The 25,885-nt window shown below is 63.6% G+C and carries 24 protein-coding genes and 1 tRNA gene; 8 read left to right on the top strand and 17 right to left on the bottom strand.

Annotated elements, in window-relative coordinates; genetic code table 11:
• Positions 1-79 precede the first annotated feature (79 nt).
• Positions 80-1,426: a sulfatase family protein gene (locus tag NATOC_RS17460; protein WP_015322804.1), complete on the top strand. Its 1,347-nt coding sequence runs from the start codon at positions 80-82 to the stop codon at positions 1,424-1,426.
• Between the two features lie 45 nt (positions 1,427-1,471).
• Here the strand turns inward: NATOC_RS17460 and NATOC_RS17455 are convergent, their stop codons facing one another.
• Positions 1,472-1,801, bottom strand: a complete 330-nt coding sequence (locus tag NATOC_RS17455; protein ID WP_015322803.1) for a hypothetical protein — start codon at positions 1,799-1,801, stop codon at positions 1,472-1,474.
• Between the two features lie 57 nt (positions 1,802-1,858).
• A complete protein-coding gene (locus NATOC_RS17450) occupies positions 1,859-3,550 on the bottom strand; it encodes a thiamine pyrophosphate-binding protein (protein WP_015322802.1) in 1,692 nt (563 codons plus the stop codon).
• Between the two features lie 166 nt (positions 3,551-3,716).
• Between NATOC_RS17450 and NATOC_RS17445 the strand changes: the two genes are divergently transcribed.
• Together NATOC_RS17445 and NATOC_RS17440 are read left to right on the top strand one after the other, a co-directional pair.
• Positions 3,717-4,577, top strand: coding sequence for a UbiA family prenyltransferase (locus NATOC_RS17445; RefSeq protein WP_015322801.1), 861 nt, complete (start codon positions 3,717-3,719; stop codon positions 4,575-4,577).
• A 6-nt stretch (positions 4,578-4,583) separates the two neighbouring features.
• Positions 4,584-5,228 carry a LysE family translocator gene (locus tag NATOC_RS17440; RefSeq protein ID WP_015322800.1) on the top strand — a complete coding sequence of 215 codons (645 nt, stop codon included), beginning with the start codon at positions 4,584-4,586 and terminating at the stop codon, positions 5,226-5,228.
• A 72-nt stretch (positions 5,229-5,300) separates the two neighbouring features.
• Here NATOC_RS17440 and NATOC_RS17435 read toward each other — a convergent pair whose 3' ends face one another.
• Entirely contained in the window at positions 5,301-5,567 is a 267-nt protein-coding gene (locus tag NATOC_RS17435) for a hypothetical protein (RefSeq protein WP_015322799.1), read from the bottom strand.
• A 148-nt stretch (positions 5,568-5,715) separates the two neighbouring features.
• Positions 5,716-6,375 carry a hypothetical protein gene (locus NATOC_RS17430; protein WP_015322798.1) on the bottom strand — a complete coding sequence of 220 codons (660 nt, stop codon included), beginning with the start codon at positions 6,373-6,375 and terminating at the stop codon, positions 5,716-5,718.
• A 443-nt stretch (positions 6,376-6,818) separates the two neighbouring features.
• On the opposite strand from NATOC_RS17430, the gene NATOC_RS22500 reads away from it, so the two are divergent.
• Positions 6,819-6,959: a hypothetical protein gene (locus NATOC_RS22500; RefSeq protein WP_015322797.1), complete on the top strand. Its 141-nt coding sequence runs from the start codon at positions 6,819-6,821 to the stop codon at positions 6,957-6,959.
• Between the two features lie 21 nt (positions 6,960-6,980).
• On the opposite strand, the gene NATOC_RS17425 is transcribed toward NATOC_RS22500, so the two are convergent.
• Positions 6,981-8,159, bottom strand: coding sequence for a redox-regulated ATPase YchF (locus tag NATOC_RS17425; RefSeq protein WP_015322796.1), 1,179 nt, complete (start codon positions 8,157-8,159; stop codon positions 6,981-6,983).
• A 139-nt stretch (positions 8,160-8,298) separates the two neighbouring features.
• Between NATOC_RS17425 and NATOC_RS17420 the strand changes: the two genes are divergently transcribed.
• On the top strand, positions 8,299-8,709 hold the full coding sequence (locus tag NATOC_RS17420) for a DUF2267 domain-containing protein (RefSeq protein ID WP_015322795.1): 411 nt from the start codon (positions 8,299-8,301) through the stop codon (positions 8,707-8,709).
• An 18-nt stretch (positions 8,710-8,727) separates the two neighbouring features.
• Here the strand turns inward: NATOC_RS17420 and NATOC_RS17415 are convergent, their stop codons facing one another.
• On the bottom strand, positions 8,728-9,459 hold the full coding sequence (locus NATOC_RS17415; protein WP_015322794.1) for a GNAT family N-acetyltransferase: 732 nt from the start codon (positions 9,457-9,459) through the stop codon (positions 8,728-8,730).
• A gap of 137 nt (positions 9,460-9,596) precedes the next feature.
• On the opposite strand from NATOC_RS17415, the gene NATOC_RS17410 reads away from it, so the two are divergent.
• Positions 9,597-10,046, top strand: coding sequence for a hypothetical protein (locus tag NATOC_RS17410; protein WP_015322793.1), 450 nt, complete (start codon positions 9,597-9,599; stop codon positions 10,044-10,046).
• A gap of 474 nt (positions 10,047-10,520) precedes the next feature.
• Here NATOC_RS17410 and NATOC_RS17405 read toward each other — a convergent pair whose 3' ends face one another.
• The 3 genes from NATOC_RS17405 to NATOC_RS21345 form a co-directional block, all read right to left on the bottom strand.
• On the bottom strand, positions 10,521-12,773 hold the full coding sequence (locus NATOC_RS17405) for a catalase (RefSeq protein ID WP_015322792.1): 2,253 nt from the start codon (positions 12,771-12,773) through the stop codon (positions 10,521-10,523).
• A 166-nt stretch (positions 12,774-12,939) separates the two neighbouring features.
• Positions 12,940-13,719, bottom strand: coding sequence for an enoyl-CoA hydratase/isomerase family protein (locus NATOC_RS17400; protein ID WP_015322791.1), 780 nt, complete (start codon positions 13,717-13,719; stop codon positions 12,940-12,942).
• Between the two features lie 45 nt (positions 13,720-13,764).
• A complete protein-coding gene (locus NATOC_RS21345) occupies positions 13,765-16,203 on the bottom strand; it encodes an ATP-binding protein (RefSeq protein ID WP_015322790.1) in 2,439 nt (812 codons plus the stop codon).
• 156 nt (positions 16,204-16,359) lie between these two features.
• Here NATOC_RS21345 and NATOC_RS17390 point away from each other — a divergent pair, with 156 nt between their 5' ends.
• On the top strand, positions 16,360-16,563 hold the full coding sequence (locus NATOC_RS17390) for a hypothetical protein (RefSeq protein WP_015322789.1): 204 nt from the start codon (positions 16,360-16,362) through the stop codon (positions 16,561-16,563).
• A gap of 130 nt (positions 16,564-16,693) precedes the next feature.
• Here the strand turns inward: NATOC_RS17390 and NATOC_RS17385 are convergent, their stop codons facing one another.
• The 7 genes from NATOC_RS17385 to NATOC_RS17365 all read right to left on the bottom strand — a co-directional run bounded on the left by NATOC_RS17385 (position 16,694) and on the right by NATOC_RS17365 (position 22,154).
• Complete coding sequence (locus tag NATOC_RS17385) at positions 16,694-16,924, bottom strand: hypothetical protein (protein ID WP_015322788.1); 231 nt, start codon at positions 16,922-16,924, stop codon at positions 16,694-16,696.
• Positions 16,925-16,984: 60 nt separating this feature from the next.
• Positions 16,985-17,137, bottom strand: coding sequence for a hypothetical protein (locus tag NATOC_RS22495; protein ID WP_015322787.1), 153 nt, complete (start codon positions 17,135-17,137; stop codon positions 16,985-16,987).
• Positions 17,138-17,622: 485 nt separating this feature from the next.
• A complete protein-coding gene (locus tag NATOC_RS17380; protein ID WP_015322785.1) occupies positions 17,623-18,750 on the bottom strand; it encodes a hypothetical protein in 1,128 nt (375 codons plus the stop codon).
• Positions 18,747-19,841 carry a hypothetical protein gene (locus tag NATOC_RS17375; RefSeq protein WP_015322784.1) on the bottom strand — a complete coding sequence of 365 codons (1,095 nt, stop codon included), beginning with the start codon at positions 19,839-19,841 and terminating at the stop codon, positions 18,747-18,749. The genes NATOC_RS17380 and NATOC_RS17375 overlap by 4 nt, the downstream gene beginning before the upstream one ends.
• Positions 19,842-19,935: 94 nt before the next feature.
• Entirely contained in the window at positions 19,936-20,535 is a 600-nt protein-coding gene (locus tag NATOC_RS22020) for a hypothetical protein (protein ID WP_015322783.1), read from the bottom strand.
• Between the two features lie 407 nt (positions 20,536-20,942).
• A tRNA-Trp gene (locus NATOC_RS17370) sits at positions 20,943-21,117 on the bottom strand.
• Positions 21,118-21,161: 44 nt separating this feature from the next.
• Entirely contained in the window at positions 21,162-22,154 is a 993-nt protein-coding gene (locus tag NATOC_RS17365; RefSeq protein WP_015322782.1) for a DUF5794 domain-containing protein, read from the bottom strand.
• A 429-nt stretch (positions 22,155-22,583) separates the two neighbouring features.
• On the opposite strand from NATOC_RS17365, the gene guaB reads away from it, so the two are divergent.
• Positions 22,584-24,083 carry an IMP dehydrogenase gene (gene guaB, locus NATOC_RS17360; protein WP_015322781.1) on the top strand — a complete coding sequence of 500 codons (1,500 nt, stop codon included), beginning with the start codon at positions 22,584-22,586 and terminating at the stop codon, positions 24,081-24,083.
• Positions 24,084-24,108: 25 nt separating this feature from the next.
• Here the strand turns inward: guaB and NATOC_RS17355 are convergent, their stop codons facing one another.
• Positions 24,109-25,809: an acyl-CoA synthetase gene (locus NATOC_RS17355; protein WP_015322780.1), complete on the bottom strand. Its 1,701-nt coding sequence runs from the start codon at positions 25,807-25,809 to the stop codon at positions 24,109-24,111.
• Between the last annotated feature and the right edge of the window lie 76 nt (positions 25,810-25,885).

Below are 25,885 nucleotides of genomic sequence, written 5' to 3'. Positions count from 1 at the left end.
ACGGTCCGGTCGGTCGGTTCGATCTCCGGGGCCGTAGCCATCGCATACTTATCCTGCGGGTCGTGGTACCGTCGTCCTCATGAGCGGGACCCGACCGAACGTGCTCCTGATTCACTGTCACGACCTCGGCCGATACCTCGGCTGTTACGGGGTCGACGTCGAGACGCCGGCGATCGACCGGCTCGCAGCCGAGGGCACGCTGTTCGAGAACCACTTCGTGACGGCGCCCCAGTGCACGCCGAGCCGGGGCAGTCTCATGACGGGCCGGTACCCACACGTCAACGGGCTCATGGGGCTGGCACACGCGAACTGGGAGCTCGGCGACGACGAACGGATCCTCCCGCACTACCTCAGCGACGTCGGCTACGAGACCCACCTGTTCGGCCTGCAACACATCACACAGGACACGGACAAGCTCCGGTACGACCACATCCACTCGGAAGGCAATCTGTACCCGGGCGTCTCTCCGGCGGTTCACCAGGCGAACCGGGCGCGAACCGTCTCCTCGGTCGTCGCCTCGTTTTTCGAGCGGGAGGCGTTCGAGGAGCCGTTTTTCGCCTCGATCGGCTTCTTCGAGTGCCACCGGGTCGAGGAGGAGACCGGACGGTTCGGCTTCGACGCCGACCACTACGAGACGGACGACCCCGACGAGGTGCGGCCGCTGACCTACCTCCCCGACCGACGGGGGATCAGGCGGGATCTGGCGGAGATGCGCGGCATGGTTCGGGCGATCGACGACGGCGTCGAAACGGTCCTCTCGGCGCTCGAGGACGCGGACCTCGCCGACGAGACGCTCGTGATCTTCACGACCGAACACGGGATCGCCTTTCCCCTCGCGAAGGGGAGCTGTTACGACCCCGGGATCGAGGCGGTGCTGGCGCTTCGCGGTCCCGGCGTTCCGGAGGGGCGGCGCTCCGAGGAGCTCGTCAGCAACGTCGACGTCCTCCCGACGCTGCTCGAGTACCTCGACGTCGACGTGCCGGACCGTCTCGACGGCCGGAGCTTCCTCCCGCTGTTGACCGACGACGAGTACGAGCCCCGCGAACGGGTGTTCGCCGAGATGACCTGGCACGACACGTACAACCCAGTTCGGGCGATCCGTACGGATCGGTACAAGTACGTCCGAAACTTCTGGCACCTGCCGAAAGCGTATCTCACGAAGGACATCTTCGCCAGCGAGGCCGGCCGCGAGGTCCGCGAAACCTACGCCGTCCCGTACCGCCCGTACGAGGAGCTGTACGACCTCCGCAACGCGCCCCAGGAGGACGAGAACGTGGCCCTCGAGCCGCGCTACCGGGAGGCCCGCGCCGATCTGTCCCGGCAACTGTACGAGTGGATGGACGCCACCGACGATCCGCTGCTCGACGGCCCCGTCCGTCCCGGCGACGACGACGAGATCCACTCCTGGCCCCACGAGCCGTCGTGAGCGGCGGTGCCGGTGCACGGCCGGGAGCGTCACCGCTCGCGTCGGTCACGACGACAGCACGTCCGCACACAGCTCGCGGGCCGCCTCGAGGTGGGCGACCGCGTCCTCGTGGTCGGGGTCGTCGGCCTCGGACAGCAGCCGCTGGACCTGTCGCACGCGTTTTCGGGCCGTCTCCGGATCGATATCGTCCGCGGTCGCGTCCCGGGCGACGGCCTCGGCCTCGCCGAGCCAGCGGTTCGTCCGCGGATCGATCGGCAGCTCCGCGGTCGCCTCGAGATGGTCACGAAGCGCCTCGAGGCGCTCCTCGAACGACCCGTCGGAGCGATCGTCAGACACGTCGGTCACGGGCGACCGGACGGGCCCGAACACCGTCATCGTTGTCCCGAACCGAGACAGCTCCACCTTCGAGGACGACGAGCGATCGGTCACCCGTCAGTCGTGGACCAGCACGTCGATCACGTCGGGCCCCTCGCGATCGAGCGCGTCCGCGAGGACGTCCTCGATCTCGTCGGGCGTCTCGACGAGGTGGCCGCGGGCGCCGTGGCTCTCGGCGTTTTTGGGGATGTCGACCGGGGGATCGAACTCCATCCCGGTAAAGTCGTAGTCCGCTTCCTCGCCGCCCATAATTTTGAGCGTGTTGTCCTTCAGGATCCGGTAGTTGCGGTTGTCGGGAACGACGACGGTGAGATCGAGGTCGTACCGGGCCGCGCTGTAGACGGCGTTAGGGTAGTAGAGGTAGGAGCCGTCGCCGATAAAGCCGATCACGTCGCGGGGCTCGGCGCGCTGGCTCTCGGCCAGCGCCGCACCCACGGAGGCGGGGAGCCCGTAGCCGAGTCCGCCGCCCTTGTTCGAGATGTACTGCTCCGGTGCGAGATCCCAGCGCTCGAGCATCGCGTACTTCGCCGTGATCCCCTCGTCGACGACGTAGGCGTCGCCCGCGACGTCGTGCATCGCCTCGACCAGTCGGGCCTTCGAGGCGCGCGGATCGTCGGTCGCCTTCCCCTCGCCGATCTCGGCCGTTCGAGCCTGGACCGCCTCCGTGACCGTCCGCACTCGCTCGAGCCGTTCCTCGAGGACGTCCTCGGAGATCCGTTTTCGCACGCGTTCGGTGATCCCCTCCATCGCCAGCCCCGGGTCGCCGACGACGGCGGCGTCTGCGGGCTGGTTCTTGCCCAGCTGCCAGGGGTCGTCGCCGACGTGGATGCAGGTCGTCTCGGGGTCGACCAGCGCGTCCTCGTGGCGGGTCAGGGTGGTGTTCGTCGAACAGCCGACGAACGCCAGCGTGTCGGTGTCCATCGCGGTCGCCGCGAGGTCCTCGTCGGGCGGGATGGAGGAGACCCACTGCTCGTGGTCGGTCGGGAAGTCGACCTCGGCCGAGAGGATCTCGCCGTGAACCCGGGCCCCCGTCGCCTCGGCGAGCTCGACCGCGGCCGCGACGGCGTCGGCGCCAGAGCGAGCAATTCCGTCGCCGACGACTAACACGGGCTCGTCGGCCTCGGCGAGCAGGTCGGCCGCGCGCTCGAGCTGGCCCGGATCACCGCTTCCAGCGTTGGGGATCGACCCGAGCCGCTCGGGCTCGCCGTCGGTCTCCGCGAGCGCGACGTCGAGGGGCAAGGCGAGGAAGACGGGTCCGGTCGGCGGCGTCAGCGCGACCCGGAACGCTCGTCGCAGCATCGTCGGCAGCGCCGCGACGTCTCTTACCTCGTCGGACCACTTGCAGAACTCCGTGGCCATCTCCACCAGATCGCCCGACAGGATCGGCTCCTCGTGGCGGAAGTCGGTGCTGTGGTTGCCCGCCGTGACGACCACCGGTGCGCCGGCGATTGTGGCGGCGTAGAGGTTGCCCAACCCGTGTGCGAGTCCGGGCGCGATGTGGAGGTTCGCCACCCCGACTGGGGTGATCGACTCGTCGTGGTGGGCGTGGTAGCGTCGGGTCTGGGCGTACCCCGAGGCCATCCCGACCGCGACGTCCTCGTGGAGCCCGAGGACGTACTCCAGCCCGCTCGCTCCGATCGCGTCGACGATCGGCAGCTCCGTCGTCCCGGGGTTGCCGAAGACGTAATCGACCCCGTAGGATTCGAGGGCGTCGACGAAGAGATCGGCGCCGGTGTACTCGTCGCTCATACTCCTCCCTGGAACGTGATCGATCATGAAGGTGCCCCCGGCAGCGCCGCCCGCGTTGGGGGCGTCGCTTCTCGGCGAGTGAGGCGCGGTCGTTCGTCGCCGGCGAGAGCCATCCAAACTCCCCGCTACCCGCGGTATTTTACGTCGGTCCGTCGTCACCCGAACCATGTCCCTCGCGAGACACGGGTCCGGCGTCGGGGCGACGGCTCGCGCCTTCGGGTCACAGGTCCATCCCGTGTTCATGCTCCCGCCACTCGCCGCCTCGCTGTTCGGCGCGGTGCTCGCCGGAACGTTCGAACCGGGAGTCGCGACGCTGCACGTCCTCGCGATGTTCGCCGCGGTGTACACGGCCCACGTCAAGGACGGCTACGTCGACTTCTACCTGCGCGGCGAGGACGACGACCACCCGCTGACCGAGCAGGGCTGTCGGCTCGGGCTGGTGGCCTCGACGACGGCGTTCGTCGCCTGTTCGCTCGCGCTGTTCGTCCTGGTCGACTGGGTCGCCGCCGCGCTTACCCTCCCGACGTGGCTGATCGCCTACTACCACGCCCCCCAGCTCGACATGAACCCGGTGACGGCGACGACGGGCTACCCGCTGGGGATCGCGCTCTCGGTCCTCGGGGGGTTCTACGTCCAGGCGGAGGCGTTCGCGGCCGTTCCCGTCGGCTTCGCGGTCGTCTTTCTCGCGTTGCTCTCGGGGATCAAGGTGATCGACGACGCCACGGACTACGACTACGACCGGTCGATACGCAAGCGCACCGTCGCCGTCGCCGTCGGCCCGGAGCGTGCCGATGCCGTGGCCTACGGGCTCATGGTCGCCGCCCTGCTCGTTGTCGTCGTCCTCGCCGCCGTTGGAGTCTTCCCGCCCGGGGCGGTGGTGGCCGCGCTCGCCTTTGCCGTCGTCGCTGCCGTCGCCCGGCGGGCGCCCCCGAAACTCGCGACCATGCTACTTATCCGGGGGTCGTACGTCTTTCTGGCTGTCCTGGTCGCGGCCGTCTGGTTCGAACCGCTGGCCCGACTCGGCTGAAACCCAATGCTCGAGGCGCTTCGTACCGTCCTGCTCGATCCGACGCTGCTCGCCGTCTACCTCCTGGCAGCGGGTGCGATGATCCTCTCGCCCGGCCCCGACACCGTCTACGTGCTGACCCGCAGCGTCGGCGACGGCCGCGAGAGCGGGCTGGCCTCGGCGGCGGGGATCAGCGTCGGCGTCCTCGTCCACACCCTCGCTGCGGCCGTGGGACTCGCAGCGATCTTCCGGGCCTCCGAGCTCGCGTTCGCCGCCGTTACCTACGTCGGTGCGGCCTATCTGCTCTACCTGGGCGTCCGCACGATCCGCGAGACCGAACTGTTCGCGGACGACGACGGCCCCGCGGGCGACGGCAGTCCGTTCCGGGAAGCCGTGATCGTCAACGTCGCAAATCCCCAGGTCGCGCTGTTTTTCCTGGCCTTCCTCCCGCAGTTCGTCGACGGCAGCGCCCACGTCCCCGTCCAGCTCTCGGCGCTCGGAGCGATCTACGCCGCGCTCACGATGGGGTATCTGGGGACGGTCGCGGTCGCTTCGAGTGGCGTGCGTCGCCTGTTGCTCACCCGGCCGCGGATCGCGAGCGGCGTTCGGTGGCTCTCCGGGCTCGTACTGATCGGGCTCGGGGTGCGGCTGTTCGTCGGGAGCGTCGGCTGACGAGGACGTCGGATCGCGAACCCGAGACACGGGCATCCGAGAGGCAGTCGTTCGAGCGATCGATGCGACAGCTCAGACGCCGAGATAGCCCAGCTGCCAGAGAACGAGTCCGAGCAGCCAGAACGCGGCCATCGCGCCGCCGACGGCGGCGAAGAGCAGCCCGAACCAGCGCCGTGACATCACTTCTGACACTCTGTACCCGCTGTAGACCGCGACGACGCCGACGATCGGGATCAGCAGCGAGACGATAGCCGAGATGATCGCCCCCCACAGATGCGTGGGGATGTCCGTGCGAGCGTGGTCGATGTCCTCCATCAGATCCGGATTGGCCCCTTCCATTGTCACCCGGCGGTACGGCCCCGAGCGGTATAACCTGAACGGTCAGTCAGTACGGGCACTACGGGAGACTCGGCTCGAGCTGCGAGGACACCGCCCGCTGTGGCGGGGACCGATAGTCGAGGATCGAACGTCCCTGCTTCGTCCTCGACTACCCTCGGTTCACGGAGATCGATACGGATCGGTCCCGGTCTCGCACGGTGTATCCCTGCTCCGCCAAGATTTCGTCCTGGTAGCGCGAGGCGGCAACCAGCTGCGTGAGTCGCGCCAGTTCGAACCGTCGATCCGATTCTAGCTCGATGTCGACTCTCGTCGATTCACCGTCATCAGCGATCGAGACGGTGTACGTCCCCCACTCTCGGCCGCCCGACTGACTGGCTAGTTCGATCACGTTACGATCGGCGTCGGAGTCGGCTTCGGTCACCATCGTGATCGACCGGAGGCCGAACAGGGACGAGAAGTCGTACTCCGTCCCGTTCGGTGTCGTACGAATCTCGTCTGCGCTCGCCCACTGGAACGCGAGGACGGGCGGAGTCGTGCTCTCGAAGTCACGACGAACTGCGTCCGCGTCCTCGTCGGTCACGAGCGTGATCGTCCCACTCACGCTGAAGACGGGAACGCCGAGAAGCGAGAGCAGGACCACGAGGACGAGAACTGACGGAAGCAGCGACAGAGCAGCGACGACGACGATGCTAGCGAGTACGACGACTCCCGCAAGCGCGATACTGAGTAGCCGATCGAACCGTCGGTACCGTCGGGCGAGCGCGGATATCGCCGTCGGAACGTCGGTGTCGCTCGAACTGGAGGGCATCTCTCGTCTCTCGACGAGAGACTGCTCCCAGATATTATTTTCGTGATTTTGATATTCCCTCCTGCACACCGCCGCCAGCACGTGCTGAACGCACCCATCCACAGCGTTGTGGAGGTTCCGTATGGTGCTCGTCCAAGCCAGCGCGGACGACCTCGAAGTGCTCGCCGACGGTGGGACGTCCTCGCGAAGGGAGCCGAGGAGTGCGCCGATCTGAAGACCTCGGCGTGACGCAACCGACGAAACCATCGAGGATGGCTACCGTGGCCAGCTCAAGAGCGAGAACGTCACGAACTGTCTCGTCGTTCACGACGGCGAGCGAATCGGCTTCGTCACGATCCGCGACGGCCATCACCTGTCCCGGAACTACGAATACGGGCTGGACGAACTGACCGGTGATTCGTCGAACCCGAACGAGTAACCGCAGTCGGGACGATACAACAACTATGGCGACCGAGGAAGGTTCAGAGTCCGATACTCCACTCGATGAGGTGATGGAGGATATCCGAGGTGAACTCGTCCGGCGGGTAGCAGCAGCTGACCGGGACGCAAATCGAGACATCTACGACGCGCTCAAAAACGAGTAACACGCTACGACTTCTGCGTTATCAATTCGTACTCACGATCTTGATCACGTCACCCTCCTCGAGCTCGTACTCCTCGCCGATCTCGCGGTTCGACTTGGCGTCGACGGCGTGGAGGTAGCCGTCGCCGATATCGGAGTGGACGGCGTAGGCCAGATCGACCGGGGTCGACCCCTGGGGGAGCAGGTGGGCGTCGGGGAGGACGTTCCCGCTGCCGTCGGACCACTTCGCGGCGTCCTCGACGGGGTAAGCCGTGAGGTGCTCGAGCAGGTCGTACACCGCATAATCGAGCGCGTGCTGGACGCCGGTCCCGCCGTACTCGTCCATCGTCCCGGCGAGTTCGGCCAGTGCCTCGCGCTGGGCGTCGCTGACCTCGGCGCCGATCTCGACGGTCTCGTCACCGGGGTCGTAGTCGACGAGGCCGTTATCCGCGGCCCGGCGCAAGGCGAGTTCGCCCTCTGCCGTCGTCGGGATCACGGGCTTGTCGAGCTCGAGGAGCTTCTCGACGTTCTCCTCGGGAGCGACGTCGATCTTGTTCGCCGCGACGACGATCGGCTTGGTCCGTCCGCGGAGCTCGCGGGCCAGCGCCTCGCGGTGGTCGTCGGTCCACTCGCGGGGGTCCTCGGGGTAGTCGATCTCCCGCAGGGTGCGGGCGACCTCGGTCGGCGAGGCACCGAAGCCAGTGAGCATCTCCGAGAGCGCCTCGTCGACGTCGAAGTCGGGCGATCGGGACTTGCGCTCGATCGACTCCCAGTTGCGATCGACGATGTCGGCCAGCCAGAGGTCCATCTCCTCCTCGACGAAGTCGATGTCCTCGAGGGGATCGTGCTCGCCGATGTCGACGGGTTCGCCCTTCTCGTTCGTGCCGCCGGAGGCGTCGATCACGTTGACGATCACGTCGGCGTTCGTGAGCTCGTCGAGGAACTGGTTCCCGAGGCCCTTCCCCTCGTGGGCGCCGGGAACGAGCCCCGCCACGTCGATCAGCTCGACCGGGACGTAGCGCTTGCCGTCCTCGCAGTTGTCGGCGTTGCAACGCTGCTCGCGCTCGAGGCAGGGACACTCCGTTCGAGCGTAGCTCACCCCCCGGTTGGCGTCGATCGTCGTGAACGGGTAGTTGGCGACGTCGACCTCCGCCATCGTCGCCGCGGTGTAGAACGTGGACTTGCCGGCGTTTGGCTTTCCGGCAAGCGCGATCGAGAGCATGCCTCCCCGTAGCACCGTCCGTTCAAACTGTCTTTCGATTCCGGCTCTTCGGCGGCTCTCGGCACCGACGCACCCGACGAGCGAGACACCTTCAGCTGAAGGCTCCAGGCTGATGACGACGGCCAGTCAACCCGCGGATATGCAGTACGACGACTTCATCGGCGAAGTCCAACAGCGAGCACAGCTCGACTCCCGAGAGGCCGCGCTCAGCGTCTCCCGGGCGACGCTGACCACACTGTCCGAGCGGATCGATCCCGGGCAGGCTGAGAACCTGGCTGCACAGCTTCCCGACGAGCTCGCCCGGTTCCTCGAGGACGTCGACGACGCCGAACGGTTCGGCCACGGGGAGTTCGTCGACCGCGTCGGCGACCGCGAGGAGATCGACGGCGCGGACGCCGCCGACGCCGCCTTCCACGCACGGGTCGTCGTCGACGTTCTCGAAGAGGCGGTAACCGGAGACGCACTCGAGGACGTCAAGACCCAGCTCCCGACCGACAAGGGGTACGAGGACCTCTTCGAGGTCGCGGAAAGCGACGGCAGCCCGGCCTGATCGGCTCGAACGTCGGTCTCAGAGTTCGACGGCCATCATCACTTCGTCGACGTAGTCGCCGTTGAGCTTGTAGTGGTCCTCCCGGATCGCCTCGGTCTCCCAGTCGTGGCCCTCGAGGAACGCGATGGCGTCCTCGTTGCTCGAGGGGACGCTCTGGTAGACTTTCTCGTAGCCGTTCGTTGCTGCCCACTCGAGCCCGCGGGCGAGCAGATGTGAGCCGATGCCGTGGCCCTGGTAGCCGTCGAGGACGCCGACGGTCAGCTCGGCGGTGTGAGAGAGTTTCTCGAGCTCCGGGGCGTGGAGGTGGACCCAGCCGACGACGTCGCTGTCGACGGTCGCGACGAAGAACATCCGGGCCTCCAGTTCGTTGTGTCTGAGCAGCGCCTCCTGGTGGTCGATCTCGTCGGCGACGCTCTCGGCCTCGATGTAGGTCCGTTCTTCGGCGACCTGCCGGATCGCGCCGACGATCCCGGCGAGGTCCTCCTGTCTGGCGGGTCGGATGTGGAACTCGAGGTCGTCGGAGCGGTACTCCTCCTCGGCGCCGGCGTCGATCGTCACCCGGAGGGTGCCGTCTTTCTCCTCGAGGCGTCCGTCCCGCTTCAGGATCGCCACGTGGTGGCGAAACCCGCCGGGCTCGATGCCAAGCTCCGTCCGCGCCTCCTCGGGGTCGACGGCCCCGTGGCGCTCGACGTGTTCGTAGATCCGTTTGCGGTCGTCGTGGCCGAACTCGAGGGGGTCACGGTGAACCATGTTATCGTACACCACCCCAAAACACTTAACGTTTGGCGAGCCTGCTACTCGCACGTTGAGAGATGGGTTCGGTTATTAACAGTCTACAAAAAAGAGGGGGTCCGAACGCTTGGCCGGCGTCCGGACGGCGGTAGGCGATGGTCGGCCTGGAACTCCTCGTCGCCTGTAGCGTCCTCGTCGTCGCGCTCGCGCTCGGACTGATCGCCCACGAGTGGTCCCACGCGTGTGTCCTCCGGTTCGGCGCTGTCGATTACACGATCTCGTACCTGCCGAACCGCAAGCGGGGCGTCCTCGGGCTGCTCCGAAGCCGCCCGTGGGCGGTCGTCCAGCCCCGGCCGACGGGACGTGACTCCCCCTGGGTCCTCCGTGCCGCCGCGCTCGCACCGCTGGCGCTCGCGGTGCCGGCGCTCGGTCTCGTCGCGACCGGGTACGCGACCGACGGACCGCCCGTCGTCACCGCGGCGACGGTCGGCTGGCTCGCGTGTGCAATCCCCAGCCCACAGGACTTCTCGGTCGCGTTTCACGCTCACAAGGCGCTCCGTGACTCTCTCGAGGAGTACGGGGGGCGTCGCTCTCGAACCGAGTAAGGCGTCTTTCGAGAATCGTCGGTCCGTTCGTCGAAGAACGATGCCGGACCGCATCGAGGCAAGGCCGCGGTCCGGCTCACGACAACGCGATCACACAGCCACGGGTGATCGCCGAAGGCGAGTTGAGCATGAGTCATCCACCGGCACTCGCTACCGAGCGCGCTGTCGGTCGGCGTCGACGCCGACGTCCGATTATTGCTCTGTCAATTATTAAAGCTACTTGTTGATGCGATATCCGTCCGAACCGGCCCAATATCCGCAAGATCCCCCATTCTGGAAGCAAAAAATGAAAGGTTCGGAGTATTGCGGTCGGGCGCTCCTCCCGAAAGTTGCCATGCGTGGTCGGCTCGGGGCGCCGTTCACGCCGTGGTCGATCCGCCTTGCCGACCGCAGCGACGAGTCGCCAGTCCGGTGGTCGACGACTTTCCCTGGAACCCGCCCAGGGCGTCCCGGAGCTGGCAGATAGCGGCCGTCTCAGGCCGGGACTTCCTCCGGATCGCGGTCCCAGTGGCGGTGCTGGGCGATCGCGTCGACGAACGCCTCGGCGAACGACTCGAGGTCGTCGCTCCGACAGGTGACGACGCCGGCGTCGGATACGAGGTCGCCCTCGTCGGCGATCTCGGTGTCGGGCAAGTCGACCGCTTCGAACAGTTCCGTTCCCTCGCCGACCGCGGCGATCGGCTTGTAGTGTTTGAACGCCTCGGCGACGAAGTGTTTCGGATCGCCCTGCCCGCGCATGGCGTCAACGCTCTCGTCGCCGCCGGGGATGACGACCGCGTCGAACGAGACGGAAGCCGCCGCGACGTGGTGTTTGTCGGGTTCGACCGTCTCGCCGTCGACGCCGGACTTCTCGCCAAGGACTTTCGAGATGATCTTGACCCGGGCGCCCTCCTCCTCAAGAGCCGACCGGAGTTTCGAGACGTGCTCGTCGTCGAACCCGTCGTCGATCAGCATCGCGATCTTGCGGGTCTCGATCGTGTCTGGCGTTCGGTTCTCCATGCTGAGCGAGGGATCCTCCCGGTCGTGGGTGGGCATCTCGTCGCCGGGTTCCTCGGGGGGCTCGACGCCGATCCCCTCGGCGACGCGTTTGGCGAACTCGTGGTCGACGTTGTTGAAGAGGTCGTAGACCATCCGCTCGCGGATCTCCACGCGCTCGACCTTGCCGAGCTCGAAGTGGGCGGCGTCGACGATGTTCTGTTTTTCGGGCTCGGACATGGAGTTCCAGAACAGCCGCGCCTGCGTGAAGTGATTCTCGAAGCTGTCGCTTCGGTTACGGATCTTCTGGCCGTCGACTTTCTCCGCGTAGTGTTCGTAGCCGCCCTCCTCGGCGGGGGCCTCCTGGGGATCGTCGTCGCCGATCGAGTTGGGCTTGTAGGAGACTTTCCCCTCGTTGATCTCCTGGCGCATGAAGCCGGCGCGCTGATTGTTGTGTCGCTCGGCGATCGGGCGGTTGATCGGGATCTCGTCCCAGTTGGCGCCGCCGAAGCGGTTGAGCTGGGTGTCCTGATAGGAGAACAGCCGTCCCTGCAGGAGCGGGTCGTTCGAGAAGTCGATTCCAGGGACGACGTTGCCCGGGTGGAACGCGACCTGCTCGACCTCCGCGAAGAAGTTATCGGGGGTTTCGTTGAGGACCATCTTCCCGATCGGCCGGACCGGAACCTCGGTCTCGGGGACGATCTTCGTCGGGTCGAGGACGTCGAAGTCGAACTCTGCGGCCTGCTCCTCGTCGAAGATCTGGACGCCCAGTTCCCACTCGGGGTCGTACCCCTCCTCGATGACGTCGTAGAGCCCCTTCCGGTTGAAATCCGAGCTCTTCCCCCAGAGCTTCGTCGTCTCGTCCCAGACGAGCTGGTGGGTGCCGAGCTTGGGCGTCCAGTGGAACTTGACGAACACCGACTCGCCGTCGTCGTTGACGAGCCGGAACGTGTGGACGCCAAAGCCCTGCATCATACGGTAGGCCCGCGGCAGCGCCCGCCCCGAGAGCACCCACATAATCATGTGTGTGATCTCGGGCTTCAGCGAGGCGAAGTCCCAGAACGTGTCGTGGGCCGCCGAGGCTTGCGGAATCCCGTCGTCGGGTTCGGGTTTGATCGCGTGGACCAGATCGGGGAACTCCATCGCGTCCTGGATGAAGAAGGGTGGCATGTTGTTCCCGACGAGATCCCAGTTGCCGTCCTCGGTGTAGAACTTCGTCGCGAACCCGCGAACGTCCCGGACGGTGTCGGACGAGCCCCGGGAGCCGACGACCGTCGAGAATCGGGTGAATACGGGGGTCTTCTTGTCGGGATCCTGGAAGAGGGAAGCCTTCGTTAGCTCGGAGATGTCGTCGTACTCGCCGAGATCGGGATCCTCGTAGGGCTGGAAGTAGCCGTGGGCGCCCGTGCCCCGGGCGTGGACGACCCGTTCGGGGATCGACTCGTGGTCGAACTGGGTCATCTTCTCCCGGAAGTGGAAGTCCTCCATGATCGTCGGGCCGCGCTCGCCCGCCTTCAGGGAGTTGTCCGTATCGCTGACCTTGACACCGTGGTCGGTCGTCAGGTGCTCACCGTCCGAGTTCTCCCGCACCTCCTCAAGCTGCTCGTGTTTGCTGTTCTCGTCGATCTCCCCGCCGGCGTCGTCGCTCGTCCCCGTCGATCCGGGATCGGTTCCCGAACCGTCGGTTCGAGGCTCACGCTCGCCGCCGGTCGTCTCCGGTTCTCGCTCGTCGGAAGAGTTGTCTGCTGTCATAATAGGGAAGCGGGACCGCGGAGAGTCGTCCGAGTCGGTCACCGTTTCCCGGGTCAACAGACACGCGTGTAAGCGTCACCCAGACATGTGCTTGCAACCGGTCCGGATCGGAAACGAATCCCCCCGTACTTCCCGCGAGGGTGGCATAGAGTTCCTCGAGTGGGCGTTACCGGAACTCCGGCTCGCGGTCCTCGAGGAACGCCGCCATCCCCTCGCGCTGGTCTGGGGTACCGAACAGGCTGGCGAACGCGCGTTTCTCGTAGGCCAGCCCGCTCGATCGGGGCCCCTCGCCGAACTGGTTGAGCGACTGCTTGGCGGCCTGCATGGCGTCTGCCGGTTTCGCCGCGAGGCGGTCGGCCAGTTCGGTGACGGTCGCCTCGAGGTCCGCGTCGGGAACGACCTCGCCGACGAGTCCGGCCTCGGCGGCGCTCTCGGCGTCGAGTCGCTCGCCGAGGAAGATCAGGCGCCGGGCCGTCTCGTCGCCGACCAGCCGCGGCAGACGCTGGGTCCCGCCCCAGCCCGGGATGATTCCGAGGTCGATTTCGGTGTTGCCGATCAGCGTCGACTCGCTTGCGACCCGCAGATCGCAGGCCAGCGCCAGCTCACAGCCCCCGCCGAAGGCGTAGCCGTTGATCGCCGCGATCGTCGGCGCCGGGAACGTCTCGAGGGCGTCGGCGACGGAGTGACCGAGCTCGCCCCACGCCTGGGCCTCCGGGCTCGAGAGGTCCTGCATGTAGTCGATGTCAGCGCCCGCGATGAAGGCGTCGTCGCCCGCACCGGTGAGCACGAGCGCTCGTGCGCCCTCGTCCTCGGCCTCTGCGACGGCGTCGCCGATCCCCTCGAGGGTCGCGACGTTCAGGGCGTTGAGCGCCTCGGGGCGGTCGACGGCCAGCGTCGCGACGGTCTCGTCCTCGTTCCAGCTGAGTCGAACGGTATCTCGGCTCATAGTCTCGCGTTCGACGAACCGCGATAAAAACCCGGCGACAGTCGGCTACGGACCGGCCGTCGCGTTCCCGGCGGGTGGCAGCGTCACGGTAAACGTCGACCCCTCGCCGGGTTCGGAGGCGACGCCGATCTCGCCGCCGTGGCGCTCGACGATCCGGCGACACAGTGCCAGCCCGATCCCGGTTCCCGGCTCGTCGCGACCGTGCAGGCGCTGGAAGACGTCGAAGATGCGATCGGCCTCGTCAGGGTCGATGCCGACGCCGTCGTCGCTGACGGCGATCTGCCACCGGCCGTCTATCCGCGAGTGCTCGGCCGCGATCTCGATTCGGGGTGGCTCCTCGCCGGAGTACTTGATCGCGTTCGAGAGCAGGTTCTGGAACAGCTGGCGGAGCTGTCCGGTATCGCCCTCCACCGTCGGCAGCGGGGCGACGTCGATCTCGGCGTCGCTCTCCGCGATCTGAACCCGAATGTCCGACCGGACCGCCTCGAGGACGTCCTCGAGATCGACGGGCTCGAACGGGTCCCCGCGGGTGTCGACCCGGGAGTACTCGAGCAGCCCGTCGATCATCTCGCGCATCCGTTCGGCGCCGTCGACCGCGTACGCGATGAACTCTTCGCCCTCGGCGTCCAGGCGGTCGCCGTACCGGCTCTCGATCAGCCCGAGATAGCTGGTGATCATCCGCAGCGGCTCCTGGAGGTCGTGGGAGGCGGCGTAGGCGAACTGCTCTAACCGCTCGTTCGAGGCCTCCAGCTCGTCGATCACGTCCTCGAGCTCGGCCTGGTAGCGCCGTCGCTCGAGTTCGTAGCTGAGCCACTGGGTGGCGAGTTCGACGAACCCCCGTTCGGCGGGGGTCAGCGGCTCCGATCGGGCATCGTCGGCGGCGAAACAGACCGTCTGTGTGCCGCCGGTCACCGGAATCTCGCAGCCGACGTAGGTGTCGAACCCCCACCGTTCGTACGCCCGATCGTCGGCCCACCCCTGAGCAGGCGCGTCCGTGAGCACGAACGGCTCCATCGTCTCGACAGTCTGGCGACAGTAGGTCTCCGAGAGCGGTGCCGACGTTCCCGGGGAGATCCTGTCGTCGCCTGTCGCGTGGACGACCTCGAAGCGGTCCGTCTCGGGATCGATGTCGGCGACGAACCCGGCCTCGAGCCCGAGTCGCTCGCGGCCCAGCTCGAGCAGGCGGGTCACCTTCTGTTCGAACGAGCGCTCGGTGTCGGCGGTGATCTCGTAGAGCCGGCGCAGCGCCCGGTTGCTCTCCCGGAGCTCGCGCTCGGCGGTCTTGCGTTCGGTGATATCACGCAGGTAGACCGAGAGCCCGGTCTCGGAGGGGTAGACGCTGACCTCCAGCCACGACTCGAGGACGGGGACGTACTCCTCGAAGGCGGTCGGCTCCTGGGTCGCCATCGCGGTCCGAAACTCTTCCGCGACGTCCTCGCCGACGTCGGGAAACACCGTCCAGAACGACCGCCCGAGCACCTCCCGATCCGTGAGCCCGATCAGCTCCGCGGCGCGGTCGTTGACGTGAGTGAACGTCCAGTCTACGTCGAGACCGACGACCGCGTCGGTGATCCGGCCGTAGATCTCCTCGAACTCGGACTCGAGACGGCGCCGCTCGGCGACGTCGCAGACGACCGAGATGATCCCCCCATCAGTCGTCGCCGAGAGGCTATGCTCCTTGAGAAACCGCGTTTCGTCCGCGCGCAGGCCGACCGTCTTCCCCGACCAGGTCCCGGTCGTCGAGAGCTGGGGGAACACCTCCCGGTAGATCCGGGTGACCATCCCCGGCGGGTGGACCTGCTCCCAGTGCATCCCCTCTATCTCCGCGGGATCGTAGCCGTACAGCTCGGCGTAGGCCTCGTTGGTGTAGGCGAACTCCCCGCCGGGTTCGAAGACGGCGATCCCCTCCCGGGCGGTCTCGACCGCCCGGTGGAGCCGATCCGTTTCGTCGGCGGCCGAACCCGCGTCGTCGGTCGGCGCGGACGCGGGCTCGATCGCGCTCTCGAGGACGTCGACGATCCGTTCGAGGAAGGCGACGTCGGCGTCGGTAACGGCTCCGGGCTCGTTCGCGTGAGCTTCGAGAATCCCCCACGGTTCGCCGTCGACGTCGATCCGAACACCGACGCTGTGTCGAGCCTCGCCCGTGGGGGTCGGCGTGTCGATCGACTCGTCGCTCCGGACGGGGTCGGCTCGTTCGAGGACGGTCCCCACCCAGCTGTCGGCCGTCGCGGCGACCGTTCCCCCGTCGCCGCGGGCGGCGTGGTAGCCGACGTGACTGCGGACCGTCGCGCGTTCGTTTTCCGGACGTCGCTCGAGGATCGCCAGCGATCGCGCGTCGATCACGGTCGCGGCGGCGCTCGTCGTCGACTGCAGGAGGGACTCGACGTCCTCGTCAGCGAGGGCCTGTTGGGCGAGATCGGCGACGGCCTCGTACCGGTCGGTGGCGGCCGTCGATTCGCTCCCCCGGCGAGTTGATGGCGCCATCTCAGACGTAATTCCACGCCAATAAACATAAACACTCTGCAATTTTCACAGATCTATAACATTTGAACCAATAGGAAACAAAGAAAGTGTTGGAGCGGTGAACTGGCGGGCGAAATTTCCTTGTGACGCGCCACCAACTACCTAGCTAGGCCGGTCATGAAAAGCATCTACGCATGCCAGGACTGTGGGGCGCAGTTCCGGGCGACCAGACGGGTCTGTTCGCTCTGTGGAACCCGTATCGGCGACACGAGCCGTGGCACCTGCAAGGACTGTGGCTCGATCCTGACGGAGTCTGCCGAGCAGCGCTGTTCCGCCTGCGGATCGACGAACGTCGAGCGCGTCTCGGTCGACGCGGACTGAGTGTGTTCGGGAGCTGCGGTCTGGGGTGGCGCCCCGAGAGCGATCGCCGCCACCGCGTCCTCGTCACGAGGACGGGCCCGTCGATCGCCACCAGGACGTCCCACCGTTCGGTTCGCGATCGCGTCCTCGCTCAGGCCGGATACAGGTCGGTGTAGTTCTCGATGACCGACCACAGGTGTTGCTCGTTGGAGATCAGGTGGGTCTCTCGCACCAGTTCGGTGCCGTCGTCGGTGTCGATCAGCTCGATGGTCCACTCCGTGTGACCGTCCCGCTCCTGGCCCCGCTTGGCGAAACAGGCGAAGCCGTCCTCGTGGGCGAGTGCGATCGAGTCCTCGTTTTCGTAGTCGACGTCCCAGCTCATGTTTGGTGGCTAGGAGTGAAGATGGTCAGTGTTTTGGGTCGAGCATCCGGAACGGGTGCCTCATATCCGGTCGCGACCGTCTCGGACGTCCTCGACGGCGTCGGCCTCGACGTCGACGGCCAGCTCAGCGAGGGCGTCGCCCAGTGGGACTGCCTCGTCGTCCGCTGTGTCCTCGGCCACGAACTCGACGAAGTCGTCGATAGTGAGGCTCATGCCCTGTGATTAGGTGTTGGTCGCAAAACGTTACTGGTGATTCGAACAGAACGAGTCTTAGCTGTTCGAAAACGGGTAGCTGGCTACTGTTTCGATCTCTCTGATGGTCTCCACATTGGCTCACTACTTCGCTGGTAGCATCTGGACGATCTTTCGGCGCTGTTCGAGCAGAAGGTCGTCGCGCTTGATGATCTGGTGGCCAGTTCCGATGAAGTGAGGGATCTCCTCGCAGGCACTCATTCCGGCCGTGACCCATTGATCAGCTATTTCGTTCCTAAATCTGTGATCCTTTCACCCCGTGGTAAAAGAGTGGTGTATCGAGCGACAGGTCAGTTCGAAATGTGCATATGTGGTTCGCGTCTCATGTGCATATTCGAGGAACTGAATTTGTCGACGTGTAACCCAAGGAGGCTGGAGCTGGCTCTATCCGTGAAGCTTCTCTTTGTCATTCAGAATGGTTTCTGATAGTCTCATTAAATGCTGAGTCAATCCTCGTCAAAGTCATCAAGAGAGTGTTCACTTTCCTCAAAGTCTTCCTTCGCACGCGAAAACGCCATTTCCCCGGTTTCGTCTGGCACCTTTGAATCAATAAATTTCTCTCGCACCATTGATTTGATAGCACCTGGGTCTTCTGATCCCCACATGATCTTATAATCACGCTCATCAACAATATCTGAGTTTTCTTTCAAAACCCCATGTTCGAGTCCAAAGTTCAGTAAGGTATCCACCTTATCCTCCGCTATAGATGTCATCGCTCCTCGATCATTTCCAAAGTAGACATTGTCTAAGAACGCTTCCTCAAACTCTTCCTCATAGAATTCCTTAGGGTTCTCCTCATCACCTAATTTGTCTAAATATAGATCAAGACAAACTTCTCCTAGTGGAAATACTGAATGTAATGTGAGAGAATACTTGATATCATCATTCTCAGCAGCTTTCGGATCAATCCCCTGCTGGCAAATATTCTGAAAATCAGGAACAGACATTGTACCATCGTGGTACTTTATTGTCTTAGCTTCCTCCATTTTCTCCTCTTTCTCATTATATTCTGCTGAACGGATTAGCTTCCAAATAGCATAGTACTCTGGATCAGCACCAGACTTTAGTATATTTACATCTGCATCTGGAATGTCAATATCTCGTGTGAGCGTCACATACTGGACCGTTCCTAAATTCAATCCAGTACAATTGATATGTGTTTTTAGATCTTCTACCATTTCTGTATTATTTGCTAAACGATACGTCTCATTTACACCAGCCATCCAATCCGTGTAGTTGTGACCGCCAACTCGACAGGAGACAAAACATAAGTGAACAGTATTTGACTGAGGTTTTGCCAGTAATACCTCTGCGTTCGTATCTCCAAATTCATATAATGGATCAACAATAGTTGCCTCAAACCCAGCTTTTCCAGAAGAAAAGGCATTCACGACATCGCGGAACAGTCGATACTCTTCTTCAAAGTTCGACTGGAACGATTGCTCGTAACTCTCTCGTGCACGATCTTCGTCGATTGTGTTCGCTTTTTTCCGAAAGAGTTTCTCAAAATCCGCTTTGTCTTGTGGTCCAAGTTGCTGATAGTATCCGTCGTCGTAATTTTCTGGACCTTTCATGCAACTTGTTTCGGAGTACAATCGGTATCGAAGTGATCGCTGATGAAATTATACAACCGAATTGACTGATCTACATCAGTGAATTCTCTAGGGAAGATCCGAATATCATCACCCTTTGTTTTCATTGTCGTTCGCTCCTGAGTTGTATCGTCAATCACCTCTGCCTCAAAGGATCTAATTTCCGGTTGCGAATAGTAATCGGCTACGCTGAACTCCCAGAAGGAATCATTCAATTGAGTCGGCAGTGTCCTGATAGGCTCCGTTGAGATTCCCTCTTCAACTTCCACTGCCCAAGGCTTGCTCACTGCGAACTGTTCATCTTCTCCGAGGAAGGCACTCTCTGTTTCTTCGTATGAACCAGTATTTGCGTATCGAACAACCTCTTCAATCCGTTCAATTTCGTCTTTCAGACACTCCCACAGCATCTGAAGACTACCCCCTGAATGAACGAAAGTCCCGTCGTTTTTAATTTTGAACTTGAACCGGTTGGGACATTCAAAGGTCATAATTGACGGAAGAACTCCGTAATTATAACGCATCTCTCGGTATGTTTCTAGCCCGTCATTGGCCCTGTATTGAATTGAACGCTTTGTGTTCGGTCTTCGTTTCGCTGTGATCGGTTCGTCAGCGGATCGACGAGCACTGAAGAAAGGAACCATGACGTTCTCGTACTTGGAGACGATTTTTTTCCGTGTTTCATCAATCTCTCTCTTCGACAGCATTAGCCGACCTACGTTTTGGGTTTCTTGAAGGAACTGAATGATGGTTGGCGGAATCTGATTGGTTTTGTTTGCATTCGTCAAGAAGATCGGTGCAGTCTCATCAAGATAAATATAACTGTATACAGGTTCGTCATCAACCGTCGTATGGATTCGTATCAGGTTGCCACTTTCCTCAAGAACATTAAATCGTTGTTTGAGTAATGGAGCAAACCTGGCAGGATCGTCTAAATTATTCACAGCAGCAATAATGTTAAAATTGCGCGTGAGTTTCTTCTGTCGATACTGCTGATCAAGATAACTAATGAAAGATTCTCGCGACTCGAATTCTAAGCCACTTAATCCTAAGAAGTCACCAGTCGTATCATCCACGAGTCTTGCACCTCCGAGTGGAAGAGGAAGAAAGCGAATACTTGGCCATATATAAGTACATGATCACGATTCAGTTAGTTCTTGCGGGTTGTCCCTATTTCAACTCTTCCGGATAATCAACGTCAAACGACTGCTTTTGGATAATCCTATTACGAACCTTACTTAATGATCCAATATTATTGTATAAATCCTCCTGATCACTATCTGAGACTGGAATTGATACCCCACCATTACCATTCTCGTCATTGCTGGTTGATACCGGCCGGCCATGACTTCCAATCTCCTTGATTATGGACTTGTATCTGAGAACTTTTGAGTAGAATTTGACTACACCAGTTAGTTCATCTCCGCCTATTCTACCCCCGAGGAGGCCGATTCGTGATGCTGTAGTGCTGTACACAGTTGTCGGGATTGAATCTTCAGCAGGGACGTCATCAGCGGAAAGTTGGCGTGCCGGCGGTGAGTCAATCCGTTCCATTTGATCTGCACAAATCTCGATTCCCTCCATTGCCTCAACTTCCGTCAGCAGTGCCCTGTGCAGTTTCTTCTTTTCCCAAACCTGTCTGGCAGAGTATACCAGAATTGCAGAAAGAAACGAGACACCAACACCCACGAACAACGATAGTATAGGGCTTGATAACTCTACCTCCTGCTGAAAGAGACTAACTGCGAAGTACTCGCCAAATCCATTCATATAGATTAAAGATTATTCCCCTGATATATGAGATGACTGGTTCAGAGTAGCTGATTGATTACTGCTTTGGGTAAAACAGCTGGAAATTGCGTAGAATAGAGGTACTCGGCACTCTCGACAAACACACAACGTTCGTCGCGGTATTTCCGAACACAAAAGAAGACATCGCCAAGAACTTCGAGAGGGTCAGAAGGATTTGAACCACGCCCGAGAACCTGCTCACTCCGTTCGCAGAACCTCGGTCTCGTTCAAACCCTCCTCGTCCATACCTGCCGCTCGCGAACTTGTTCGCGGCAGAGGAATGGGGTCGGAGGGATTTGAACCTCGGTCGCAGCAAAGCTGCTCCCTGCTTCAAATCCCACCTCATCCAATACTCGCGACTCACGGTGTTGTTCGTCGCGAGAATATGGGGTCGGAGGGATTTGAACCCCCGATCGACTGATATCTCCGGTGCGCCTCGGAACTCCAGAGGGTCATCACACGGACACTGATCAGGTGTCCGATCAGTATATCAGTCTGGAGTGTCGTCCCGGGCGCGGTGCCTCTGGAGTCAGTCGCCATGCCTGGCTTGGCCACGACCCCTCGCTTCTACGTTGGGGGATACGCCCTAAAGTGGTTTCGATTCGTTAGAGCCAGGGGGCGCGTTCCTCGTCGTCGTCACCCAGACTGTCCTCCTCCTCGTCGGCGTCGTCCTCGGATTCGTTCTGGCCACCGTCGGTCGAGGCGCTCCGATCGCCGCTCGAACCCGAACTCGAACCGCCGGGGTTGAACAGCGGCCCCGTGCCGACTGCGGGCGCCGACTCCGGTGACGCCGACGGCGACGGGGACGGCGTCGAGAACCGCGGCGAGCTCTCGGTCGACTGCGACGGGGTGGAGACGTCCTCGTCCTCGCGGTCCAGCGGGATGTCGATGGCGAAGACGGCCGCGACCAGCAGCGCCGCGAGCGGCGCCTGACCGAAGGCCATCCCCAAAAGCGACAGGGGCAACAGCCCCAGCGCGACGGCGCTGCCGAACCGAAACCTGTCGATGTCCATGTACTCGCGCAGGTACGGGCCGCTGATGGCGACCCCGAGCGCGAAGGCGACGCCGACGACCGCCGCGAGCGTCGCGTTCGCGACCAGTGCGGGGTCGTCCATCACGATGAACGCCGCACCCGAGGGTTCGAGACTCGCCAGCAGCCCCAGGCCGACGATCACGGCGGGACTGGGCAGATACTCGCCGATCGTCGCGCTCGCGGTTTTGGCCGCGATCGCGAGGATGACGATCGCCGCGAACCGCTCGAAGACCGCCTCGTTGAGGACGGTGTCGATCGCCGGTGCCAGCGCCGCCTGGATAGCCGCGAGGACGATCAGCGGGATTCCGACCAGCAACACGACCGTGATCTGCTCGCGGGGCGTCCCGCTCATCTCGGCGAGGATCACCGCGACGGTGGCGCTTCCGCCGAAGATCAACAGCCCGATCTGGACGGCACCGAGCGGGTCGTCGAGCGCTCCCGCGAGGATCAACGCCGGGAAGATCCCGTCGATCAGCGGGAGCATCATCACGAGTGCTAACAGCTTCGTATCGCCGCCCACGAGGCTCTCGAGCCGGAGGGCGACCGGGTGTTGGGACGTGCTCATCGCTTAGGATCGATGGCCGTGACCCGAGGCCTGTGGGTACTGTGACGAGTGAGAGCGCTCCACCGCGAGCCACTCGGACGGAAGGCCTCGTGCTGTGAGTTTAAAGTTCCCGAAAATTTTGGCAGCGACGGCAGCACCGCTCGTCTGGCCGACGGTTCGGGAGTCGCTGAAACTCACAGCGTTCATACACGTACGATCAACTGGCCCCTCAATAAACGTTGCGTGAGAAGCGATTACACAACTCGGCGTATCTCAGCCAATAACCGCCAGATACTGACAAAGGTGCACTCATCTGGAACTGTGGTGAACGTTCCCGGACTGTGTGGTTTTACACGCGTGTGGCAGCACGTCCCGTGATCTCCCCCGGGAGGCCTTCGCAACCTCCGCCCGTCTCGCAACGCTTTTTGCTGGCGCTTCCGGACGGTTGACATGGCGAACGACGCTCCCGAGCACGAGCCGTACTCTTCGAAACTGCAGGTACCGGAAGCGCTAACGTTCGACGACGTCCTCCTCCGACCGAAGGAGAGTCATGTCGAACCCGACGACGCCGATCTCTCCTCACACGTCTCCCGCTCGGTCGAGCTCTCGGTCCCCATTCTGTCGGCCGCGATGGACACCGTCACCGAGAGCGATATGGCCATCGCGATGGCCCGCCACGGCGGGCTCGGCGTCATCCACCGCAATATGAACGTCGACGAGATGGTCGAGGAGATCGGCCGGGTCAAACGCGCCGACGAACTCGTCATCCCCTACGAGGACGTCGTCACGGCCGACCCCGAGATGACCGTTCGCGAGATCGACGACCAGATGGCTCGCCAGGGCGTCGGCGGCGCCCCCGTCGTCAACACGCGCGGAGAAGTGCTGGGGATCATCTCGAGTACCGACATCCGCCCGCACCTCGAGGTCAACGAGGACGACCCCGTCACCGAGGCGATGACCGACGAGGTCATCACCGTCCACGAGGACGTCGACCCCCGCGAGGCGTTCGATCTGATGTACGATCACAAGATCGAGCGCGTCCCGGTCGTCGACGACGAGAATCTGCTCGTTGGCCTGGTGACGATGCAGGGCATCCTCCAGCGCCGCGAGTACAAGGAGGCGGTCCGGGACGAGGACGGCCAGCTGTGTTGTGGCGTCGCCGTCAGCCCATTCGAGGACGAGCGCGCCGAGGCAGCCGACGAGGCCGGCGCCGACATCCTGTTTATCGACACCGCCCACGCGCACAACCGCAACGTCATCGAGGGCGCCCGCGAGATCAAGGAGTCCGTCGAGGCCGACGTCGTCGTCGGCAACGTCGGTACCCGCGAGGCCGCCGCGGAGCTGGTCGACTTTGCCGACGGGATCAAGGTCGGCATCGGTCCCGGCTCGATCTGTACGACACGGGTCGTCTCCGGTGCCGGCATGCCCCAGATCACCGCGGTCGCGCAGGTCGCAGACGTCGCCAGCGAGCACGGCATCCCCGTCATCGCGGACGGCGGCATCCGCTACTCCGGCGACGCGATCAAGGCGGTCGCCGCCGGCGCCGACGCCGTCATGCTGGGTTCGTACTTCGCCGGGACCGACGAGGCCCCCGGCCGCGTCGTCACGATGAACGGCAAGAAGTACAAGCAGTACCGCGGCATGGGGTCGGTCGGCGCGATGAAATCCGGCGATAGCGACCGCTACCTCAAGGAAGAGCCCGAGGAGGAAGACGACTACGTCCCCGAGGGCGTCGAGGCCGCGACGCCGTACAAGGGCACCCTCAAGTCCGAGCTCCACCAGCTCGCTGGCGGGATGCAGTCGGGGATGGGGTACGTCGGCGCGCCGACGATCCCCGAGTTCAAGGAGCGCAGCGAGTTCGTCCGGGTGTCCTCGGCCGGCCAGGCTGAGAGCCACGCCCACGACGTCGTCATCACCGACGAGGCGCCCAACTACTCGCCCGACGAGTAACTACGAGCCACCGCAACTGCGACTCTCATTCGAGTTCGGAGCGTCTGATCTTTCCCGTCGTCGTCTGCGGTAACGCCTCGCGGAACTCGATCTCGCGGGGGTACTCGTACTCGGCCAATCGATCCCGGACCAGCTCGCGGATCTCCTCGCGTAGCGCCTCGGAGCCCTCCGTCCCCGCCGCGGGCTGGACGACCGCCTTGATGATCTCGCCGCGCCGGTCGTCGGGGACGCCGACGACGCCGACCTGGGCGACCGACGGATGTTCGAGGACGGCGTCCTCGACCTCCCGGGGACCGACCCGATAGCCGCTGGTGATGATGAGGTCGTCGTCGCGGGACTTGAACCAGAGGTAGCCCTCGGCGTCGCGCTCGGCGAGATCCCCGGTCAGGTGCCAGGCCTCGCCATCCGATACAGATTGCTCCGCACTGCGTTGCTCGTCGCCGCCTCTTTCGAGGGTTGCGCGCTCGGTCCGTTCGGGTGCGTTCCAGTAGCGATCGAAGACGACGGGGTCCTCGCCGCGCCGAACCGCGATCTCGCCGACCGATCCCGCCTCGACGCGCTCGCCCGTCTCGGGGTCGACCAGCGCGATATCGCGTCCGGGTACCGGTTTTCCCATACTCCCCGCACGCGCGGGGAACCACTCTCGACAGTTCGTGACGAGCAGGTTCGCCTCCGTCTGGCCGTACAGCTCGTTGACGACCGTCCCCTCGAGTTCGGCGTCGGCCCACTCGAGGATCTCCGGTGTCAGCGGCTCGCCCCCGGAGCAGATCACCCGCAGGGAGAGCTCGTAGCGGTCGGCGGGATCGTCGACGTCCATCAACATCCGGATCGCCGTCGGCGGGAGGAAGGTGTGGGTGACGTCGAACTCGGCGGCCAGCTCGAGGGCCGCCTCGGGATCGAACGACCCCATCGGCGAGCCGACCACGGGCCGACCGTAGTGCCAGGCCGGAAAGACCAGATCCCCCAGCGCCCCGATCCAGGCCCAGTCCGCGGGCGTCCAGTAGACGGCGTCGTCGGCCCGCACCTCGCGCTCGAAGTACATCGAGAAGGCCGGACAGTGTCCCAGCCAGACGCCGTGGCTGTGGACCACGCCCTTCGGCTCGCCGGTGCTCCCGCTGGTGTACATGATTATCGCCGGCGTGTCGACGTCCGTCGACGCGACCTCGTAGTCGACGTCCTCGCGATCGACCGCCGCGTCGAACCGCGAGGCGGTCGCGCCCTCGAGCGCGTCCGGATCGAGTTCGGCGTCGGCGTCGACCACCAGCACGTCCTCGAGCTCGGGACAGTCGGGTGCGATCTCCCGGATCGTCTCCCACTGGGCGGCGTCGACGACCGCGACGCGGGCCTCGCTGTCGGTCAGCCGGTAGCGAAGCGCGTCGGTGCCGAAAAGTACCGACAGCGGCAGCGAGACCGCCCCGACTTTCCAGCAGGCCAGATGGGTCAGGACGTTCGCGGGTTTCTGGGAGAGGACGACCGCGACTCGGTCACCGAACTCGACCCCGCGTTGCTCGAGGACGTTCGCCACCGCGTTTGAGCGCCGATCGAGGTCCGAAAAGCTGTAGCTCTCGCGTCGTCCGTCCGGGAACGCCTGGTGGAGCGCGACCCGGTCGCCGTCGTGTTTGCCGACCAGATCGACGGCCGCGTTGAACTCCTCCGGGAGATCCCACGAGAAGGCGTCGACGGCGTCCTCGTACGTCTCTCCCTCGAGCGTGACGAAGTACGTCATTCATGTCATACGAGAGCGGATGGCATGAAAGAACTACCGCCGAACGCGACTCGTCGGGTCAACGCCGACGTTCCCG

The organism is Natronococcus occultus SP4 (genome assembly GCF_000328685.1).
In the GTDB taxonomy this organism is placed as follows: Archaea; Halobacteriota; Halobacteria; order Halobacteriales; family Natrialbaceae; genus Natronococcus; species Natronococcus occultus.
The sequence above is the reverse complement of the archived record's forward strand: the minus strand, read 5'-3'. Positions and strand labels throughout refer to the sequence as shown.